We start from the raw sequence: 17,212 nt of genomic DNA on the forward strand, positions 1-17,212 counted from the left end.
GGAGTTACATATGACGTTCATCGCAATGATCAGTATGGAGGATTGCGTAGTCCTCGCCGCCGACCGTGAGACATTCTCGATCTATACGTCAGGCTCATCCGAGCCCTCCGGAGTCCAGGCTAGGAAAATCACCAAAACGGAGGATGGGTTCGTCACAGCGTCTGGTTTAGTAGAGCTTATCGATCCAGTAAAAAGTCGGTTCGACAGTGAGTCGCCCAAGGACGTGGAACACATGTTGGCCATCATCGAAGAAGAACAGCAACGGCTCGCTCTCCGCGATTCGAAATTGGCCGGAATATGGATACCGAAGTCAACTTGGAAGCTATCTTTACCCATGGGCAGAGGTGTCGTTGCTGTGTTCTACGATCCGATGGCGCACTCTTTAGGAGGCCTTCGGCCCGGTTCAGTCATGATGACGTATCCCGGCGACGTACCTACCGATGAGAAGATGTATGTGGATGGTCTTTTTCCTCAGGGCCGCTTCATCAAACCTTCCGAAAGTGAAATCTCGAAGGCCATTGATCAGATCCTCCTAGCTGTTAGGTTCTTGCGAGAGTGTGGACGCCCAGTATCGCGAGAGATTGATTTTGCGATCCATTGGGGCAATGAGAAAAGGCAAATGGAATTGCGGGCGTCATGAGGATTTGGGCAGCATGCAGCTGCTATAAATCGCCCTCCTTACTTACTGCACGCAGGATTAGGTTCGAAGTGTCCGCTGGATATGTTTGGGACGAGGGCAGAAACCGAGGCTGTCCTCGATCTTATCGGTCGATTGGAGAGAGGAGCTCTTGTGTGAGATTCGTCAGGCCAGGGCTTAACGCATCTCCCTATGCGCTGCGAGGTGCTGCATCTCGGCTGTCCATAGTCGTAAAAACCGACGCCAATCTCTCGCATAACAGCCTTGCCGCAATCGAGTAGACCCGGTGCTCGCTTCTTCGAAACGCGTCTTCCACGGTTCTGGTATGTGCTCGTCAAGCACGACTACAAAGTGGGATCCGCTGACTCCCACGATCTCGGTTTCTGGGACACATTCTTGTAGCTCATCAACCGACATGGCGACTGCATCGCCAATGGGGTCATCTCGATCTTGACGCTCAATTTCATCAAGAATCGCAAGGTACTGAATCGCTCGATCAGATCCAGGTTGCAGCTTTTCTAAATTCCACAAAGCGTAGCGACGTTTGCGTTCGCGTTGCCAGAGACGACTCGCGTCAATCATCACTATTTTCCACTACTCCAGGCCCCAGTGAGCTCGTTTATTCGATCCACGATTAGCGTGCAACTGTTCGAGCTGATCATGCCCCCTAAGTACATGGTAGGTCGACAGGATCAGCTCCGTCGCGCTGCGTGGACTCATGAGGCTGCTTACAGGGTGGGAGGTCTGGAGCTATCTAAAGACGTCGTGATTTCGGGCCCTTGGGCCCGGCTTGCGGGCATTTGCTACCACATCATACTGTCAGTGTTCATTTCCTTAGGTGTTAGGCTCTCGTCGATAGCAAAGTCGGTAATTGTGTACTTACCAGCCCGCATAATGAGTAACCAGGTGGCCCCAAGCCGGGAGCGCCGACCCATTTCTGCGAAGGATGTTCATTGCTTCGGCGGCAGGGATTTTGGTCGGACAGCCCCCAGTCAGATATGTCTTGTCTTTACTCGGGTTGTACAAGTGCATGATCGTTAAAACCATGATCTGTTGCAGCGGCGACATTGCACGATAGCTTTTGCGCATTGCTTTCAAGGATTCGGGGACAGGCTCTTCTCCGCCAGCCCAATTGAAGCCGCGAGGCCGCAAGTTGTAATGGCTGCCTTGACTACCATAGGCGCGTTCGACGTGCTCAAAACAACCCTCAAGCGAGTAAGCCTCTACGATGCCCCACACTGCTTGCCCAAAAATACTTCCGCGCTCTTCTGCACTGGGGAATGAAGGGTTGGAAGCTCCGCAAACCATCGCCAGCGCCGTAAGCTCAGCACCGTCCATGCAAGGCACTTTATCCACCATATCGACCAACGCCCAGTTGGGAAAACGGCCAGCAGCAAACGTGGCGTTAACCGCTGCGTAGGCGGCAAGGGCGACTGGTTGTAGTGAGTGATGGATGTAGGCTTGGCTGGCAGTGTGAACATCCGTGAATGCCCATACACCTTCCGAAAGCTGATGGACACCAATCGCAGACAGCATGCCTTTGGCTTGGGTGACGTAGTTGTTGTTCACGAAATCGATTCCCTTGTTATGGTTTGGTGTCCCATCGCCAATGCCCCTGTTAGAGTGGTCATCCTATCTTCGATGTGCACAAACAGGGTTGATCGCTTTCCGCTTTCGTTGCGTTATTGGTCTCGTCTTCGAGGCAAGCGGAGCGCGCAGGCGTGAGTATGAAAGCCTGACGGGGCCAGGACGAGAGAGTATCGCCGGGCCAGAGTCACGACAGCCGGCCTGTCAGGGCACGCAAAGAACAGCCAAGATACGATAGAAGGAATGTTCCATTCTCGGTGTAGTTCAAGTGCAGGGGACACGATACAAACGCTAACAGGCTCGCGCTATGGAGACGTGGTCGACTCGCCCCCAAAATCCACATCATCGTCAAATAGATCTGGCGTTTCTTGCAGCTGTTTCGATTTCGCGTAAGCCTCCTCGAGGAGATCTGAACCGAAGACGTTCTCAAGCGACCAATCATCCTTAAACAGGAACATATGGGTCGGAAAGTCCGTGATTCCGATTTCGTTGTTGTGTGACCAATCAGAAGTCATCGAGGTCTTTGAAAGCAAGGTACTGTTCCTCATAATCAAATACGCCAAAATTCTCAGCAGCCAGGATCTCATCGCCATAAAGGCGGATTGGATTGCTCGACTCCAATAATGCAAGTTGCTCAGGTTCTACTCTCTGCAGTTCCCAATTTCCCCATTGAGTCTGGAGCGCATAATCACACCATCGCCGATCATAGAAGAAAGACATTTCATCTTCGCTTTTCCCGTGCGGCGAGGAAGCGACTATAGTGAGTTTTTCAGGAGAGAGATAGAGCATTGAAACGGGGGAAAGCACATCAGCAACGAGAGCCCGTTCAATTATTTGAAAAATTTCAAACTGCGGATTAGTGTCCCACACAATAGCAAAACGTTGTAACCCCAAGAACTGCATTTTAAGCTCGGCATCAATACGCTGAGGCGCCGCATAAACTGTGTAGATGAGGTTGCCTCCCTCAGATTTGATCATGTCGTATTCTGGTTGGAAAAAGCGTGAGCAAATTCGAATGGATGGTGATCGTTTGATTGTTTTCATTATGTCTCCTAGCAAAATAGAGTGATTGTATAAAGACTAATGGTGCGGGGTTTTATTTTTGTATTCCCATGGTTTGTGCAGGTGGTATTTACCTATCCCGTGGTACTCAAAAAGATAGACTCTTTTGTAGCTATGAGCTGTGACAACAGTGAAATTTTTCGGAAGATTCCTTTTTAAAAAAGTAAATGAGGAGCCAAGCCCGCGTGGTACAACAATCCATTTCGGGTGGTTGGGGATATTTAAGGTGAAGTAATCAAGGACTGAAATTGGGTTGTTAACGGATATTGGTTCGAATTCTATGAGTGTATTATCCTTGGTGAGTGTCACGCCTGGAAAATTTTCGCTGTAAGAAAGTGATGGTTTATAGTCCGGCGGTGTCACAAGCGTAAGGCCTTTTAGAAGTTTTTTTTCCATTATCATCGGGCACCGGATCGTCCTCCAAAAAAGATGTTTGATTTTTAGTTGGTTTTCAAAAATCACCCTGATTGGGGGTCTGTATTTTGTCTGTGGGGGAATGGTTTGGTGCGGAGGCATGACCGAAAAATAGTAATTAGGGCAGAATGGAGAACTACAGCTCATTATAAAATTTGCTTGATCTAGTGGGTATTTGCAGAAAGAGCAGATATGTATGTACTCACTATGAAATGGCGGCAAAATGTCTTCGTAGAATATGGAGATCAAGTGTTGAGGGAGCGAGCTGTGTCGGCCTATTATGCTGTCTAAGTCGTAGCGGGCGACTAGTTCTCGATAGTTAGTGATGTTCGAGCCATAAGCAGCCTCCTTTTCTAGGGCTTCCTGAATCATCCGATCCCTTTTTTCAAGCGCATTACCATCTAGATCAATCAAAATATTGTCCGCGAGTTGAGTGGGCTTGTTGTTCAATAATAGGCAGCCAGAAATATTAAAAAAATTATTCTCCGGGAACCACTTTTTTAGATCAATGGATAAAAGCGAATATAATTCTTCTGCTGCTATTGGATAAAGTCGTTTGTCGAATCGCCACATAAGGACTCCAGCTTCCGTAAGAATAGATTTCTGATCGAGATCACCAGCGGGCAACAATGAGGCTCTCGCAAGTAAGACCAGAATCTGCTCGTAGTAGCTATAGTCGTTCATCACTACACCGTAAGATTTCTTGAATTCGCAGATTGAGTATTGGTATAGCTTTGCCAGCTTTGCAAGGTTGCGAAGCTGTTTTTTTTGTCAATTAATATAATATGTTTTTTTGGGTTGATTTAACTTTATGATTTTACGAGGGATTTTTTTGCGTATTTTGGTTTTAAGATTCTTGAAGTAAAAAAACGGGATGAAATCACCTTCCGTCAAGGATGAGGCGGTGATTGTGTCGACTATAAAGTAAAAGTTTTATGCACCTTCTGATCGATTTTTTGTTGGAGTTGAATAAGATCTCGATGAGAAGAGCTCTAGGCTAGCTGGTAGTCTGAGGTTTTTCGGAGTTGGCTCGTAGATTAAATTAATTGTGGCTAACTGCTTCTGCGAAGTTTTGTATAAAGACGTAAGCTTGTCGTATGTAAGAGTAAGATGACTTCAATCTCCTGGTATGAGTCTTCGAATGGTGAGTGATATTAGTTGTAGAGCCAAGGTGGAGCGGTTGGGTTACTTATTTTTAAATGGATGAATTTGCTATTCAGTGGAGTCAATGTATCTTTGATTCAATTGGGCTTGCTCGCTGATAACAGTTTCAAGTCGTTTAACTTCTTTTCTTAATGCGGATATTGTTGAGGCTTGATTTCGACATTCTTCCGTTAAGCTATGGTCGAGCGCAACGCTTAATGCGTTTGATAAATTTAGGTTATGTAGCCGGGTGATTTCATCTAATAATTTTCTGTTCTGTAAAATTAATTGTTCTTTTGTTAGTCTTTTTCCACTCACGTTGCGGGTTGCTTGGGTTTCGTCAAATATTAATGTTAAGTCGCTGTTAAGATCTTTTATAAAAGCGATCAATTCGGGTTGTCGGCGTTCAGTTACTGTGCTTGGGCTAACGTTGCATTGACTGGCAATTTGGCGAAGTATAAGTTGTCGTTCGCGTATGGGGGTTTTTTTAGAGTTCCGGATCTTGTTCTCTATCGCGCTGTATTCTGTTAGTGCGGCTAGATATAATTTCTGAGCAGTTTTAGATTTAGCCCATGAAGGTATCGAAGGTTCTGCAGGTTTATTTCTGAAGTCATCTAGTCTAATAACCATCACCGCACCTCGATTCGTAAGGACATTTGTTCAGCCATGTCGGCACTTAGTTTGCCTAGTGCTTTAATATCATGTGTTGCGGCGATTTCATTATGAGTAACGATCCTTCGTAGAATATTGTTTTTTTGAATGCTGTTACCCATATTATTGGGGCAGGAGGTGCAGCGCTCGGCACTGCCACCACCTTCGAGTTGGGGAAGTCCCGTTTGGGGATCGCGGCAGCGAGCCTCATTTTTTGATGCTTTGAAATAGACGCAGTATCCCCACTCGAAAGCAATAATTCGTTCTATAGTATCGAGTAGATTATTGTATATTTCTTCGGCTTGCGCAGGTGTGACGAACTTGACTTGACTCAACAAGTTTTTCAACCTGAGGTATGCCGGGCCCCAAAAGCGATTTTCAAGAGCTCCGCTTGCAATTTTTCCGAAAAGTTCTCGGAGATAATTTTTTTCAACAATGGTTCGAACTTCATCAGTAAGTTTATTTCTCTCATAAATTTCAGTGGTGCTAGAGCTTAAGTGAAAGAAATGCTCGCGAAGCTTCTCATGAACATCTTCGTCGAAACGGCGAATTGAAAACTCCGCGAACGCGTGGCGAAACTGGTGAAAAGCCACTTTAGGATGAATAGTACCTGCCTCAGGCAGCTTGGATATAATTTCTTCTTGGTAATATTTATTTAGTCTATCCTTTAGTGCTTGGTACGAGAATCCATAACCATTGATAATGAACTGCTCCGGATCTATACGGCAATACACTTTATTTTCACATGTTGGTATACGGCCAGATCTATGGATTATAGAGTGCGGGATTTTTTTGGTGTCAAGAAACGAAAGGCCCCAAGAAATATCTAAGGCCTTCTTGCTAAGGCGCGGGAGAGGGCGAAGCACGCGCATGCCTCCTAAGGTTTTATCAAGTGTTTGATAAATTAACGCTGTCCCTGTTTGAGGGTCGCGGGCTTGCTCCGTTGAGCGCGACGACATCCATTCAGAATACCGGTAACCGGTTTGAATGAAAAATATGCATGATGAGGCATCCATAACCTTGTCGCACCAGTTGACAAATTGTCCGGCGCTCTTCCATGGTAAGTGTGTTAGGAAATGTCCGTTGTCATGAAGTACTTTAACTAAGCCAAACTGATCTCCGAGTCCGTTATGGTACCGCTCAACTGTGTCTCCAACTTTTCCAGGCCTACCAAACCAACACGGAATTTCAGTCGGAGGTCTGTTTCTCCAAGTGGTATATACACATAATGCTATTGAAGTAACTTCAGATTCTATGATCTCAATCGATCTGCTTAGCAGAGAAGCCGCAATGCCAAAAGGGACAGAGGGATAACTCTTGCCTCTCATCCACTCGCCATATGTGAGGCCATACTTTGCCAAAATAGGCTCGGCGGCCTCCCTTTTTATCTTGGTTGTGATTGCAATGCTCGGGCCATCTGCGGCTTTTCCTTCAACTTTCGCTTTGTGACTTCCATTTAGAATAATACAAAAAAGACTGAATGTATGGTACGAGTAAATTGGTGCTTTTCCTATTACGGATGTAACTCTTGGTAGCAGAGTCCGCAGGAAGTTAATAATATCCTTTCTGCTCCAGTTCCAAAGTGGCTTGGCTGAATGATGGAGCTCCCAATATTCACATATTCTTCTCAAGCTGGTTGAGTCGGTCGCCGCGCTAACGAGTGATTTTACTTTGATGGTTTTGCCGCGTTCAGATAGAACTACATTGTTTAATTGAAGAAAGGTTTGCTGTGCCCAGTGACGTTTGGTGTTGTCACACTTCCAATCAAAACTAATGTTTTTTTGTTTGTTTGAGATGTAGTCCTCGACCAAGAATTTAGGATCACCTAGCTTATTTCTAAATCCCGTTTCTGATTTGGACATTGATCACCTCAGATGAACGGCGTCGGAAGAGTGGTGTTAGCCTGGATAGCCTTACCTTCCTCTAGAGTCCGCTGGTCGAATTTACGCAATGTCATTGTAGCGTAAGCATGCTCCAACAAAAGCGCCCTTTGTCGCTCAATGGGTTGGGCTTCCTTCAACTCTTCTTCACATTTGCTTATGTAAGACAAGATCAGCGCTGCTGTTACTGGAAGCATCACTACGATGCGAATATTTTTTTGAGGTGAATCCAAATATCCAAATGGTGCGCATTTGTATCCCTTAGCCTCAGCTGCATCGACCATCTCATTGAAAAATGAGATGTCTTTTTGCTGGAAGTGACTAACCTCCACACCTAAGGTGTCGTTGACTTCCTGTAAAGTTATATTTTTGGTTTTTGAGAGGAGGTAATTTAATTTTCGCGCATCTACCTCTTGAAGGCTTCCTACTGCTTCCACAAATTTCGAGCGTTTCGAAACTCTGTGGATTGTTGTGCTCCGGTTTTTGTAAGTAAATTCTTTTGTTTCTATTGAATGAGCAGTGGCGTCTGCTGATACTTCTGCGCGTGAGTATCGGTCGAAAGGCGATTTTGTATTTGGCTCATCAGGATCTATTATAGCTCGAGATTGAGCGATAACATTGACTGTTAATTTATGCGCGCGCTCTAGCTTGTCTGGAGATGATGGTTTGTCGGAAAGCGATTTTATTTCTTTTTCTTTTTCTTTTTCTTTTTCTTTTTCTTTTTCTTTTTCTTTGCCTAGGTAGTATTTAGAGTTCTGCAGTGCGAGTAGTTGGTAGTATTGTTGAAAGTAATCAGAACCTGGATGGAGGCGACCTATTTCTTTAAATAGCTGAGTATTAGGCCAGCACGCAAGTATGATTGGCCTATAGGATATTGAACTCAGATCTTGATGTTTAGTGAACGGGTTTTTATATTGAAAGAATTTTTCTTGGTTTGCAGGATCTTTAGAGTAATACCTGTCAAAGTTTGACTTAAGATCCTTGTAGTAGGAAAGCATCTTGTATTGCCAGCTTTTTCGGCGATGCATAGTGCTTATTCGATCTTCGGTATCTGAACGTTTTTTTAAAAAATGAATGGTTGCATGGGTAGGCGTTATTTCGATGTCATCAACAATGAGTTTCTCTTGGCCGCTGAGTTGAATGCGATCGGTAGCTAGTAACCAGCGTAGACATATTTCTTCAGCTTCCGATGCTGCAAGGATACTCCTAAAATCTAATTGCTCAAAGGTTACGTATTGATTCGTGTCATTCAAATTGTGTGCAGGTGTTATTGCGCCATTAGATCTAACGCAAGTTTTCAGTTTTCGATATAGCTCATCAAGATTGTCCGGCTCAGAAGCGGTTATTAACCTCTCACGATATTTACTGTTTGATATCAGAACTCGCTCGATCAAAGATGAATCTTTACTGGCTACAATCGCATTAAAAATTGAGTCGTAATCGAGCATGTTTGGATTGCGAAAGTACCAATCTATATCTTTATGCTCGGATTGGTCTAAATTTGTCGTTCTATACCTGACTGCAGGGTAGTCAGATATGATTTGTCGATGCCTCTGATATACGTTGAGGAAGCCTAAGCAGAATTTTTGTAGCGATGATAAGAGTATGCCGTCATCATGACTATGTGATGTCAAAAGTTCTGACATTGCAAGGCGTGTTCCGTCAAGTTCACTATTTCTTGATATCGTAGGTCGGTTTGCAAGTACTACTAAATAGCGTGTTTTTTCTGATAAGCTAATTTTGCTCATCCAAGGTTGTTCATCACCCCAGGCAAGCATTGACCAAAGAGTTCCAAACAACGTCCTAGTGCTACCGAGTTTTTTTGAGGTGGATAAATGATTGGCATACAGCTTTAGTATTATCGAAGGTACCTCTTTAGGCGAGGCGTAATTGTCGCATATATAGTCGATAAAATTTTGAGCTACTGTAGGGTATTTAAAGAGCATTGGGTCATTTGATGCTGATTTTGCCTGCAAGAATTTTATAATAACTTGAAGTAACAGCATGCCTTTGAAAGAGTGAGGTATTTTTATGGTTTTTTTTATTTCCTTGTTTTCAGGGCTTTTATAGACTATATGCGCGGCGTGCGCTTGGGATGCTGGTTGCCGTGTATTTGATTTCGGTTCGGGATCCTTCATTTTTGATCACCTTCGCTTTGGCTCAGTTTTCCGCGAAGAATATCTCGGTTGTAAATATTTGCTTCAAAGAGAATGTACTGCTTAGTAACTCGGTAGTCTTCGTGGCCTAGTTGACCCGGAATGTAAACTTTTGGGTCAATTCCATTTTCGTAGCAAAAGGTAACTAGGTCTGTTGTAAAGGTATGGCGCAAGCAATGGAAGCACAAATTTTTAATTGATGGGAAGGAGATGGTGTATAGCATTGATCTATCATTTAACATCTCCTTGAATTTTTGCTTTAACGTGTGAAGCGAAACTTTCTTTGCTTTGTTGAAAACACGAGAAGCGTGAGATTTACACAGCGGATCGCCAGTGATTGAGCAGATCAGCAGTTCGCCAGGTATTTTATTACGGGAGCCCTCGATGAAATTAGAAATTTTTTCGATAATCGTTGGGTTCAAATCAACTGTTCGAAGCTTCCGCCCGCCTTTTCCAATAATGTCCAAAGAGATATTAATTTTTTTTGCACCTGAAGCCTGGGTAATTGCTTGTTTTATTATTGGGATTCTTAGGTTTTCTGGGTCAGTAACTTCCGCACTCCGAAGGCCTAAGTGATAGCCAATAAGTAAAACAAGTTCGTCGCGATCTCTTAGGAAGCCCTCAGTTTCATTGGCATTGGATAATATTATGTCGAAAATTTGCGGGTTGATGTATTTTTTATGAAGTTCATAATAATATTTTCTTTTGTTTTGTGCTTGCTCAAATGATCCTGCGGCTGTTTTATATGTGTAGGTAAAGTCAAAGTTTTTTTCGGTCAGCCCATAGTTGGTCGCGAAGTCGTAAAAACCACTGAAAGTACTGCAGTGACGATCGATTGAATTTTTTTTCAGGCCTAACTCAAGGTGGAGCGTAGACTCTATGTAGCCGGACATTAAATTGTCTGTTATATCACGCCAACTTAAATTCTTTGCTTCTAATGCTTCGAAGTATGTTTTTAGATCGTTTGCTTTAGCGCGAACTGTTTCTAAACTAATACTTTCTTTGGCTACCTTCAGCAAATACAATGAAGGTTCTATTATGATTGAATCATTCTCAAGAGGGCCGTCCGCAAGTAGTACATAGGAATTCAACACGCCGCCAGCCCATCGAATCCCTGAAACTAATTGGATACGCATACGCTGCACCCTCTGAGCAAGCACAGGTTCAGACTAGCTTGCCACAATGAGTTGTCAACAAAACTGGGTTACACGGACGCTAGTAGATAAACCTCGCCAATGCTGGGCACCAGGTTGTGCAAGTCAGCCTCGGCCTTCTGGTAAACCGGGTCGTAGCGGGTGCAGTTCTTGCGGCCGCCCGCTTGCCAGCACTGGCGTTGATGACCGATTTGCCAGGCCGGAACGATATGCTCCCATTCGATGCGGGATGCGCGTTTGGCATTTTTACGTGGCACATAACCGCAGGCGGCCAGGTTTACCCGGTTGCCGGTGTACTTGCAGCCACAGTAAAACTCGGTGGATTGGGGGGCGTAGAGCTTCCATGCGACCTTTTTCGCTTCGGTGAACGTGCGCGGAGCATCGGCTTGCGCGCCCATGGCAAAAAACAGAAACAACACAGCAAGCCAGCGGACACTCATCGACTCAATCTTCCTTCGGCACAACCCAGAAAATCTGCACGCCGCCATCGTCGCGATAGGCGAGGGTGACGTTGTCGTTCTCGTCGATTTCTTCCAGCAAGCGTTCCCATTCATCCACCGGCTCATCAGGAAGGCGGAAGATCAGCGCTGCCCTGGCCTTTTGTGCGGTGGGAGAGTTGATGATTTTCTGAACGCGCAGGCCCATGCGTACATAGGTGTCAGGAGAGGTAGAGGTGGTGTCCACGGAGTTTTCCTTATTAAGCTGTACGTGCATACAGTATTTAACTGTAGGCCATTTCGCAACTGCTTAAAAATCGAGAAAATCCTCTGACAACGGTTTGTTGCATTTGGCGTAAGGCGAAGGGAGTTTTTTGTCAGATCCAGTGGCAGCCACTCGCCAGGGTTGGCGAATGGCGCACGTGGTGCCCGACCGGATCCGGTCGGGCGAGGGTGAATCAGTATTCCCAGAACATCCGTTGCAGCTCTTTGCTGTCATTGGTTTTGGTCAACGCGACCATCGCCAGGACCCGGGCTTTTTGCGGATTCAGGTCGTTGGCCACGACCCAGTCGTATTTGTCGTCAGGCTGTTCGGCGTTGCGCAATACAAAACCGCCGGCGTTGACGTGGGAGGAGCGAATGATCTGCACGCCATCCTTGCGCAGGGCTTGCAGGGCGGGGACCACTCGCGACGATACCGAGCCATTGCCGGTGCCGGCGTGGATGATGGCTTTGGCGCCGGACTGAGCCAGGGCCTTGTAGGCGGTGTCGCTGACGTTGCCATAGGAATAGGCGATCTCGACGTCAGGCAGACTCTTGATGGTCTTGATGTCGAATTCGGAATCCATGGTGTGACGCTTGGCCGGCAGGCGGTACCAGTAGGATTTGCCTTCTACCACCATGCCCAGCGGACCCCAGGCACTTTTGAACGCTTCGGTCTTGATGTTGATCATTTTGCTGACGTCGCGACCCGACTGGATTTCATCGTTCATGGTCACCAGCACGCCTTTGCCCCGTGCATCTTTGCTGCCGGCCACGGCCACCGCGTTATACAGGTTCAGCATGCCATCGGCGGACATCGCGGTGCCCGGGCGCATGGAGCCCACGACAATGATCGGCTTGTCGGTTTTTTCCACCAGGTTCAGGAAGTATGCGGTTTCTTCCAGGGTGTCGGTGCCGTGGGTGATCACGATGCCATCAACGTCTTTGCTGTCGGCCAGTTCGGCTACGCGGCGACCCAGTTGCAGCAGATTTTCGTTGGTGATGCTTTCGGAGGCGATTTGCATGACCTGTTCGCCGCGAACGTTAGCCAATTGGCTCAGTTCAGGAACGCCGGCGATCAACTGTTCAATGCCGACTTTCGCCGCCTGGTAGGTCGCGCTGTTGGCGGCGCTGGCGCCAGCGCCGGCAATGGTGCCGCCGGTGGCCAGGATCACCACGTTGGCCAGTTTCTGTCGGGTTTCGGCTTCTTTGGCCTGAAGGGCAGTGGGCAGAAGCAGCAGGAGGGCCAAGGCGCCCGGAACAAAGGTCTTGAGTGCAGATGTCATTATTTTTCTCTTCTAGTTGTGAGACGGTGCTGATGCAGGTTCATCTAGATATGCCCCTGGCGAATCTGAGCGTCGGGGTACGAGGAGAAGAGCAGGATCTGTACCAGTAATACTTTGAATCGAAAAACACGCGTAACTTAATGATTTGTAATGGTATTGCTGTTTGTGTCCGATGTGATTTCGAGGCTGGATGTTCGGATTGCCGAACATGTTCGGCTTTTGCGTTCGGCTCTCCGAAACGGATGGCAGTCCTGTTTAAGATTTCAACGCATCAAAACGTCGTTAATGACTAAAGAAACGCGTGCGTCGGTCGATGCTCCTTCAAGGGATCTTTTTCTGCAGGAGTTCACATGTCGTTAACTATTGGCTTCCCAAATGCCGCGGGCATCACCATCGGGGGAAAGTCTGCGACCACCATTCGTGCTTTGGGCGATGCGACAGAGGATGTGGCTGCTCAAGCGCAGGGGACAAAGGAAGGCGGCGCCCGGGTTAAAACGGGCCCAATAGGGTTGGGAGGGAGTGCCGGCGCACAGGCCGAAACGCAAACGAGCGACAACACCAGCGTTGCGGTGAAGGTCTTGCTTAAACGTCTGAAGGAGCTGCAACAGCAATTGCGTGAGCAACAGCAGCAACTGGCGCAGGCCCAGGCGGCGTCCTATCCGACTCCGGAAGCCAGGACCACCGCGGTAGCCGCCATTCAGGGGCAGGTTGCCGACACCAACGGCGCCATCCTGCAAGTGAGTGCGAGCCTGATCAAAGAGCTGACCAAGGGTTCTGGCACGGGATCGGTGGTCAACACCACGGCATGAGCTGAATGCCGTTTTTTTCGCAGAACATCTCTGAAAGCATTTTTCAGGTCGTTGACAAATAGCGGCAGGGTTCGCATAGTTCGGTTCGCGCAAACGTTTGCGCGGCTCTAGTGATGACTATTCATCGCGGTGGGTCGTGGAACTTACGCCAGCGCACGCGTTGCTCACAATAATCATAAGATCGGAGTGAACCCATGAAGCTGCCATTCGCTGGACGCCTTCTCGCTGTCGCTATGCTGGCGGCCGCATCCGCTGCACTGCCTGTCTCTTCGGCTTTTGCCGAAACTGCTGAAAAACCGAAAGTCGCACTGGTCATGAAATCCCTGGCCAACGAGTTCTTCCTGACAATGGAGGACGGCGCCAAGGCCTACCAGAAGGATCACTCCGGCGAATTCGAGCTCATCTCCAACGGCATCAAGGATGAAACCGACACCGCAGGCCAGACGCGCATCGTCGAGCAAATGATCCTGGCCAAGGTCAATGCACTGGTCATCGCGCCAGCAGACTCCAAAGCCATGGTTCCGGTGATCAAGAAAGCCATCGATGCCGGCATCACCGTGATCAACATCGATAACCAGCTGGACCCCGCCGTCGTCAAAAGCAAAAACATCAACGTTCCGTTCGTGGGCCCGGACAATCGCAAGGGTGCACGACTGGTGGGCGATTACCTGGCCAGACAGCTGAAGGCCGGAGACGAAGTCGGCATCATCGAAGGCGTGTCCACCACCACCAATGCCCAGCAGCGGACCGCAGGTTTCAAGGATGCGATGGAAGCGGCGCAGATCAAGGTCGTGTCCCTGCAGTCCGGTGACTGGGAGATCGACAAAGGTAACAAGGTGGCCGCGTCGATTCTCAGTGAATACCCGCAAACCAAGGCCCTGCTGGCCGGCAACGACAGCATGGCGGTCGGTGCGGTGTCTGCGGTGCGCGCCGCGGGCAAGGCCGGCAAGGTGCAAGTGGTCGGCTACGACAACATCAACGCCATCCAGCCAATGCTCAAGGATGGTCGTGTGCTGGCCACGGCAGACCAGTTTGCGGCCAGGCAAGCAGTGTTCGGCATCGAGACGGCATTGAAAATTCTCAAGGGCGACAAGGTCGACGGCGGCGCCAATGGCGTGATCGAAACACCGGTAGAGCTGGTTACCAAGTAAGCTTCTGGCGACGCAACGGCGCTCGTCCAGCCGGACGGGCGCATGGAGAATTTTTATGTCCGCTTGCGCTACGAACGCTGTCCTCTCGGTCAGCGGTATCGGCAAGACCTACGCCCAACCGGTTCTGGCCGGCATTGACCTGACGCTCATGCGCGGTGAAGTGCTGGCGTTGACTGGCGAGAACGGCGCAGGCAAAAGCACGCTTTCGAAGATTATTGGCGGGCTGGTCACGCCGACCACCGGTCACATGCAGTTTCAAGGGCAGGACTACCGCCCGGGTAGCCGGGCTCAGGCTGAAGAGCTGGGTATCCGCATGGTCATGCAGGAACTCAACCTGCTGCCGACCTTGTCGGTGGCGGAAAACCTGTTTCTCCACAATCTGCCGAGCAACGGCGGCTGGATCAGTCGCAAGCAGTTACGCAACGCTGCCATCGAGGCCATGGCTCAGGTCGGACTCGACGCCATTGACCCGGACACCCTGGTCGGTGAGCTGGGCATCGGCCACCAGCAAATGGTCGAGATCGCCCGCAACCTGATTGGCGATTGTCAGGTGCTGATTCTCGATGAGCCGACGGCGATGCTCACTGCGCGCGAAGTCGAAATGCTGTTCGAGCAGATCACCCGCCTGCAGGCTCGCGGCGTATCGATCATCTACATCTCCCATCGCCTCGAAGAGTTGGCGCGGGTCGCGCAGCGCATTGCCGTGCTACGCGATGGCAACCTGGTCTGTGTCGAACCGATGGCCAACTACAACAGCGAGCAACTGGTCACCTTGATGGTCGGGCGCGAGCTCGGCGAACACATCGATATGGGCGTGCGCAAGATCGGCGCTCCGGTGTTGACGGTCAAGGGCCTGTCCCGTGCCGACAAGGTTCGCGACGTGTCGTTCGAAGTCCGTGCCGGTGAGATTTTCGGCATTTCCGGTTTGATCGGCGCGGGTCGCACCGAGTTGCTGCGACTGATCTTCGGTGCCGATATCGCCGACAGCGGTACGATCGCCCTGGGCGCGCCGGCGCAAGTCGTCAGCATTCGCTCGCCAGTGGATGCGGTCGGGCATGGCATCGCGTTGATCACAGAGGATCGCAAGGGCGAAGGCCTTTTGTTGACGCAGTCAATCGGCGCCAATATCGCTTTGGGCAACATGCCCGGCATCTCCGGCGCGGGCTTTGTCGACAACGATAAGGAGCGCGCCCTGGCCCAGCGTCAGATTGACGCCATGCGCATTCGCAGCTCCGGTCCGGCACAGTTGGTGTCCGAGCTGTCCGGCGGCAATCAGCAGAAAGTCGTCATCGGTCGTTGGCTGGAACGCGACTGCTCGGTGCTGCTGTTCGACGAGCCGACCCGAGGTATCGACGTCGGCGCCAAGTTCGATATCTACAACCTGCTCGGTGAGTTGACCCGCCAGGGCAAGGCGCTGGTGGTGGTCTCCAGCGACTTGCGTGAGCTGATGCTGATCTGCGACCGGATCGGTGTGCTGTCGGCAGGAAGCCTGATCGATACATTCGATCGCGATAGCTGGACCCAGGATGAGTTGCTTGCCGCGGCTTTCGCCGGCTACCAAAAACGTGATGCGCAGCTCTTTGAAGTCGCGCCTAGGGATCTTCCATGAATACCGCTTCTTTCGCCGGCAAACGTAATGCCAGCTTCTACGGCCTGGGCACCTATCTGGGCCTGGCGGGTGCCTTGTTGGCGATGATCGTGCTGTTCTCGGTGCTGAGCAGTCATTTCCTCTCGTACGATACTTTCAGCACCCTGGCGAACCAGATTCCGGACCTGATGGTCTTGGCGGTCGGCATGACCTTCGTGTTGATCATCGGTGGCATCGACCTGTCGGTAGGCTCGGTGCTGGCGCTGGCGGCCTCGACCGTGAGCGTGGCGATTCTTGGCTGGGGCTGGGGCGTTCTGCCGGCGGCGCTGCTGGGCATGGCCATCGCGGCGCTCGCCGGTACCATCACCGGTTCGATCACTGTGGCGTGGCGGATACCGTCATTCATCGTGTCCCTGGGCGTGCTGGAAATGGCTCGCGGGTTGGCGTATCAGATGACCGGCTCGCGCACGGCCTACATCGGCGATGCATTCGCCTGGTTGTCCAATCCGATCGCCTTCGGCATTTCGCCGTCGTTCATCATTGCGTTGCTGATCATTTTCATTGCTCAGGCCGTGTTGACTCGCACGGTGTTCGGACGCTACCTGATCGGTATCGGTACCAACGAAGAGGCCGTGCGGCTGGCGGGGATCAATCCAAAACCCTATAAAATCCTGGTCTTCAGCCTGATGGGGTTGCTGGCCGGTATTGCTGCGTTGTTCCAGATTTCTCGCCTGGAAGCCGCCGACCCGAACGCAGGCTCCGGTCTTGAGTTACAAGTGATTGCAGCCGTGGTGATCGGCGGGACCAGCCTGATGGGCGGCCGCGGCTCGGTGATCAGCACGTTTTTTGGTGTCCTGATCATTTCCGTGCTGGCCGCGGGGCTGGCGCAGATCGGGGCAACCGAGCCGACCAAGCGCATCATTACCGGCGCGGTGATTGTGGTGGCGGTTGTGCTGGACACTTATCGCAGTCAACGCGCAAGCCGGCGGACCTGAG

At 49.7% G+C, this 17,212-nt stretch carries 15 protein-coding genes and 2 pseudogenes; 6 read left to right on the top strand and 11 right to left on the bottom strand.

Translation table 11 applies throughout. The features are described 5' to 3' along the window. The first annotated feature begins 10 nt into the window (after positions 1–10). Together AC06G5_RS10395 and AC06G5_RS10400 are read left to right on the top strand one after the other, a co-directional pair. Positions 11–640 carry a hypothetical protein gene (locus AC06G5_RS10395; RefSeq protein ID WP_480459398.1) on the top strand — a complete coding sequence of 210 codons (630 nt, stop codon included), beginning with the start codon at positions 11–13 and terminating at the stop codon, positions 638–640. A gap of 54 nt (positions 641–694) precedes the next feature. Then, positions 695–796 (top strand): annotated as a pseudogene (locus AC06G5_RS10400) (antitoxin); the annotation flags it as partial. 18 nt (positions 797–814) lie between these two features. Here the strand turns inward: AC06G5_RS10400 and AC06G5_RS10405 are convergent. The 11 genes and pseudogenes from AC06G5_RS10405 to AC06G5_RS10455 form a co-directional block, all read right to left on the bottom strand. Then, complete coding sequence (locus AC06G5_RS10405; RefSeq protein WP_480459399.1) at positions 815–1,219, bottom strand: hypothetical protein; 405 nt, start codon at positions 1,217–1,219, stop codon at positions 815–817. 297 nt (positions 1,220–1,516) lie between these two features. Further along, a complete protein-coding gene (locus AC06G5_RS10410) occupies positions 1,517–2,206 on the bottom strand; it encodes a hypothetical protein (RefSeq protein ID WP_480459400.1) in 690 nt (229 codons plus the stop codon). Between the two features lie 522 nt (positions 2,207–2,728). Continuing rightward, complete coding sequence (locus AC06G5_RS10415) at positions 2,729–3,268, bottom strand: hypothetical protein (protein WP_480459402.1); 540 nt, start codon at positions 3,266–3,268, stop codon at positions 2,729–2,731. A 36-nt stretch (positions 3,269–3,304) separates the two neighbouring features. Further along, positions 3,305–4,384, bottom strand: coding sequence for a hypothetical protein (locus AC06G5_RS10420; protein WP_480459404.1), 1,080 nt, complete (start codon positions 4,382–4,384; stop codon positions 3,305–3,307). A gap of 528 nt (positions 4,385–4,912) precedes the next feature. Beyond that, entirely contained in the window at positions 4,913–5,473 is a 561-nt protein-coding gene (locus tag AC06G5_RS10425) for a hypothetical protein (RefSeq protein WP_480459406.1), read from the bottom strand. Further along, positions 5,473–7,356 carry a hypothetical protein gene (locus AC06G5_RS10430; RefSeq protein ID WP_480459407.1) on the bottom strand — a complete coding sequence of 628 codons (1,884 nt, stop codon included), beginning with the start codon at positions 7,354–7,356 and terminating at the stop codon, positions 5,473–5,475. The genes AC06G5_RS10425 and AC06G5_RS10430 overlap by 1 nt, the downstream gene beginning before the upstream one ends. 8 nt (positions 7,357–7,364) lie before the next feature. Beyond that, on the bottom strand, positions 7,365–9,512 hold the full coding sequence (locus tag AC06G5_RS10435) for a hypothetical protein (RefSeq protein ID WP_480459408.1): 2,148 nt from the start codon (positions 9,510–9,512) through the stop codon (positions 7,365–7,367). After that, positions 9,509–10,666, bottom strand: coding sequence for a tyrosine-type recombinase/integrase (locus tag AC06G5_RS10440; RefSeq protein WP_480459409.1), 1,158 nt, complete (start codon positions 10,664–10,666; stop codon positions 9,509–9,511). Before AC06G5_RS10440 ends, AC06G5_RS10435 begins: the two co-directional genes overlap by 4 nt. An 89-nt stretch (positions 10,667–10,755) precedes the next feature. Further along, a pseudogene (locus AC06G5_RS10445) lies at positions 10,756–11,124 on the bottom strand (endonuclease); the annotation flags it as partial. Positions 11,125–11,128: 4 nt separating this feature from the next. Next, a complete protein-coding gene (locus AC06G5_RS10450) occupies positions 11,129–11,398 on the bottom strand; it encodes a DUF1654 domain-containing protein (protein ID WP_057396111.1) in 270 nt (89 codons plus the stop codon). 181 nt (positions 11,399–11,579) lie between these two features. After that, positions 11,580–12,668, bottom strand: coding sequence for an asparaginase (locus tag AC06G5_RS10455; protein ID WP_413422226.1), 1,089 nt, complete (start codon positions 12,666–12,668; stop codon positions 11,580–11,582). A 350-nt stretch (positions 12,669–13,018) separates the two neighbouring features. On the opposite strand from AC06G5_RS10455, the gene AC06G5_RS10460 reads away from it, so the two are divergent. From AC06G5_RS10460 to AC06G5_RS10475, 4 genes are all read left to right on the top strand, one after another. Continuing rightward, positions 13,019–13,477: a hypothetical protein gene (locus AC06G5_RS10460; RefSeq protein WP_413705293.1), complete on the top strand. Its 459-nt coding sequence runs from the start codon at positions 13,019–13,021 to the stop codon at positions 13,475–13,477. 194 nt (positions 13,478–13,671) lie between these two features. Beyond that, positions 13,672–14,628, top strand: coding sequence for a sugar ABC transporter substrate-binding protein (locus tag AC06G5_RS10465; protein ID WP_413422222.1), 957 nt, complete (start codon positions 13,672–13,674; stop codon positions 14,626–14,628). 55 nt (positions 14,629–14,683) lie between these two features. After that, positions 14,684–16,237, top strand: a complete 1,554-nt coding sequence (locus AC06G5_RS10470) for a sugar ABC transporter ATP-binding protein (protein ID WP_480459411.1) — start codon at positions 14,684–14,686, stop codon at positions 16,235–16,237. Next, a complete protein-coding gene (locus AC06G5_RS10475; RefSeq protein WP_413422218.1) occupies positions 16,234–17,211 on the top strand; it encodes an ABC transporter permease in 978 nt (325 codons plus the stop codon). The genes AC06G5_RS10470 and AC06G5_RS10475 overlap by 4 nt, the downstream gene beginning before the upstream one ends. The last annotated feature ends 1 nt before the right edge of the window (position 17,212 follow it).

It is taken from the genome of Pseudomonas sp. WT-JTC, from assembly GCF_056711565.1.